The sequence below is a fragment of the Kitasatospora sp. NPDC057223 genome, assembly GCF_042669755.1.
In the GTDB taxonomy this organism is placed as follows: domain Bacteria; phylum Actinomycetota; class Actinomycetes; order Streptomycetales; family Streptomycetaceae; genus Kitasatospora.
Genome location: NZ_JBHUWW010000272.1, coordinates 1 through 3,698, shown reverse-complemented (window position 1 = coordinate 3,698; position 3,698 = coordinate 1). Strand labels below are relative to the sequence as shown.

The 3,698-nt window shown below is 75.9% G+C and carries 1 protein-coding gene; it reads right to left on the bottom strand.

What is annotated here, in order from left to right:
• The coding region (locus tag ACFUK0_RS39830; protein WP_380258923.1) for a type I polyketide synthase at nucleotides 1–3,698 on the bottom strand (3,698 nt) is incomplete at both ends.

The following is a 3,698-nucleotide window of genomic DNA, read 5'->3' as shown; positions in this document are numbered from 1 at the left end:
TGGGCTTCGACGACGTCGACCTGGTCGACGGTGAGGTCGGCGTTGGCGAGGGCCTGGCGGATGACCCGCTGCTGCGAAGGCCCGTTCGGCGCGGTCAGGCCGTTGCTCGCACCGTCCTGGTTCACCGCCGAGCCGCGCAGGACCGCCAGCACCGGGTGCCCGTTGCGCCGCGCGTCCGCCAGTCGTTCGAGGACGAGCAGGCCTGCGCCCTCGCCCCAGGCCGTCCCGTCGGCGCCGGCGGCGAAGGGCTTGCAGCGGCCGTCGGGGGCCAGGCCGCGCTGGCGGCTGAACTCCACGAACGTCGCGGGCGTCGCCATCACGGTCACACCGCCGGCCAGCGCGAGCGTGCTCTCGCCGGAGCGCAGTGACTGGGCAGCCAGGTGGACGGCGACCAGTGAGGAGGAGCAGGCGGTGTCGATCGTGACCGCCGGGCCCTCCAGGCCCAGGGCGTAGGAGACGCGGCCGCTGGCGACGCTGCCCGCGCTGCCCTGGCCGAGGTGCCCCTCGAAGCCCTCCGGTGCGGCTCCGTACAGCCGGGCGCCGTAGTCGTCGTACATCACGCCGGCGAAGACGCCGGTCTTGCTGCCGCGCAGGGTGGCCGGGTCGATGCCGGTGCGCTCCAGCGCCTCCCAGGCCGTCTCCAGCAGCAGGCGCTGCTGCGGGTCGGTGGCGAGCGCCTCACGCGTGCTGATGCCGAAGAACGCCGGGTCGAAGTCGGCTGCGGTGTCGAGGAATCCACCCTCGCGGGCGTAGGCGGTGCCGGGGTGCTCGGGGTCGGGGTGGTAGAGGTTCTCCAAGTCCCAGCCGCGGTCGGTCGGGAAGTCGGTGACCGCGTCCACGCCGTCGGCGACCAGGCGCCAGAGGTCCTCCGGCGAGTTGACCCCGCCGGGGAAGCGGCAGCCGATGCCGACCACGGCGACCAGGTCGTCCGAGGCGCCGACGGCGGTGGCGACCGGGACGATCTCGGCCGAGCCCAGCAGTTCGTCGAGCAGGTGCGCCGCCAGGGCGGTCACCGTCGGGTGGTCGAAGACGGCGGTCGCGGACAGCCGCAGGCCGGCCGCCTCGGCCAGGCGGTTGCGCAGGTCGACGGCGGTCAGCGAGTCGAAGCCGAGGTCGGTGAAGGCGCGGTCGGTCGGCACCGAGTCGGTACTCGGGTGGCCCAGGGCCTCGGCGGTGTGGGTCCGGACGAGCTGGACGACCCGGGAGGTGCGCTCGGCCGCGTCCAGCGTGGCCAGTTCGGCGGCGAGCGCGGAGACGGAGGTGGAGCCGGAGCCGTTCGTTCGCGTCGGACCGGTGGCGGCCGCCCGGCGGGCGGTCGGGACCAGCCCGCGCAGCAGGGCCGGGACGCTGTCGGACGTCGCGGCACTGCGCAGCGCGGCGAGGTCGAGCCGGACGGGGACGACGGCGGCGTCGTCGCCCGCGAGGGCCGTGTCGAGCAGTCCGAGGGCCTGCGGTGCGGAGAGCGGCGCGACCCCGGCCCGGCGCAGCCGGGCGCGGTCGGCGCCGCTCAGCTCGGCGCCCATGCCGTCGGCGCCCTCCCACAGGCCCCAGGCCAGCGAGAGCGCGGGCAGGTTCGCGGCGCGGCGCTGCTCGGCGAGTGCGTCGAGGAAGGAGTTGGCGGCGGCGTAGGCGCCCTGGCCCGCGCTGCCGAAGACACCGGCGACCGAGGAGAACAGGACGAACGCCGTCAGCGGCAGCTCGCGGGTCAGCTCGTGCAGGTGCCAGGCGGCGTCCGCCTTGGGGCGGAGCACGGCATCGAGGCGCTCCGGGGTGAGGGTGTTCAGCGTTCCGTCGTCGAGGACGCCGGCGGCGTGGACGACCGCCGTCAGCGGGTGCTCGGCGGGGACGGTGGCGAGCAGGGCCGCCAGCGCCTCGCGGTCGGCGGTGTCGGCGGCGGCGATGACGGCCTCCGCGCCGAGCTCGCTGAGGTCGGCGAGCAACTGCTCGGCGCCGGGGGCCTCGGGCCCGCTCCGGCTGACGAGCAGCAGCCGGCGGACGCCGTGCCGGGTGACCAGGTGGCGCGCGATCTGCCCGCCGAGGGCCCCGGTGGCACCGGTCAGCAGGACGGTGCCCTCGATCGGCGCGGGGGCGGTGGCCGCGTCGTCGGCGTCGGCCGTGCGGACCAGGCGGGGGGCGAACAGCTCACCGTCGCGCAGGGCGAGTCGGGGTTCGACGCCGGCACCGGCGAGGGCGGCGGTGATGGTGGCGTCGGGTGCGTCGGTGGCGTCGAGCAGGACGATCCGGCCGGGGTTCTCGCTCTGGGCGCTGCGGACCAGGCCCCAGAGGGCGGCGGCCGCGAGGTCGCGCGGCGGGTCGGCGGGTGAGGTGCCGACGGCGCCGTCCGTACGCACCAGGAGTCGCGAGTCGCTGGAGCGCGGCTCGGCGAGCCAGTCCTGAATGATCGTCAGGTAGCGGTGCAGCGTGTCCCGGACGGCAGCGGGATCGCCGTCCGAGGCGGGGACCGCCAGTACGAGGTCGGGCAGGGAGCCGTCGGGGTGGGCCAGGCGCAGCGCGTCCAGCCCGGCCGCGTGACCGCTCGGGTCCAGCACGGTCCAGGTCGCGGCGGGGCCGGCGGCCGGAGCCTGTACGGCGGACCAGGCGACCCGGTACAGCGGCCCGGCGGTGGTGGCGCCGAGGGTGAGCGCGTCGGCGCGGACGCTCCGGAGGACGAGTCCCTCGACGGAGGCGACCGGTCCACCGGCCGGGTCGGTGGCGTCCAGGGAGATGCCACCCTGGCCGTCGGGGCTGAGCCGCACGCGGAGCGCGGTGGCGCCGGAAGCGTGCACCTCGGTGCCGGACCAGGAGAACGGGAGGCGAAGCTCACCGCTGTCGCTGTCGCTGTCGTTGTTGCTGTCGCCGGGCGTGGCCTCGACGAGCAGGGCGTGCAGGGCGGAGTCGAGCAGGGCGGGGTGCAGCGCGAAGCCCGCCGTCTCGTTGCGCGCGCCCTCGGGCAGCTGCACCTCGGCGTACAGGTCGTCGCCGGAGCGCCAGGCCGCGCGAAGCCCCTGGAAGGCGGGGCCGTAGGTGCGGCCGTCGGCGGCGAGCCGCTCGTACAGTCCGTCCACGTCGAGCGGGGCGGCGCCGGTCGGCGGCCAGGCTGACAGGTCGGCCACGGCGGTGTCGGTCGTGCCGGGGACGGCCCAGCCGGTGGCGTTGCGGGTCCACTCGGACGTTCCCTCGGCCCGGCTGTGGACGGCGAGTTCGCGACGGCCGTCGGCATCCGCACCGGCGACGGTGACCTGGATCTCCAGGGTCTCCCGCTCGGTCAGGACGGCGGGCGCGAACAGGGTCAGCTCGCCGAGCCGCTCGGCGCCCAGACGGCCGGCGGTGTGCAGTGCGAGGTCGACCAGCGCGGTGCCGGGAAGCAGGACGGTGCCCAGGACGGCGTGGTCGGCCAGCCAGCCGTGGGTGCGGATGGACAGCCGCCCGGTCAGGACGGCGCCGCCGTCACCGGCGAGCTCCACCACGGCGTCGGCGAGCGGGTGCCCGGAGGGCGTGCCGTTGCGACGGGCCGGGGCGCTCAGCCAGAGGTGTTGGTGTTGGAAGGGGTAGGTGGGGAGGGGGGTGTGGTTGGTGGTGTGGGGGTTGGTGGTGGGGGTGGGGGTGGTGCCGGTGGTCCAGGTGGTGGTGAGGGTGGTGGTGAGGTGGTGGGGTTCGTTGTCGTTGTTGCGGAGGAGGGGGAGGACGGTGGTGTTGTC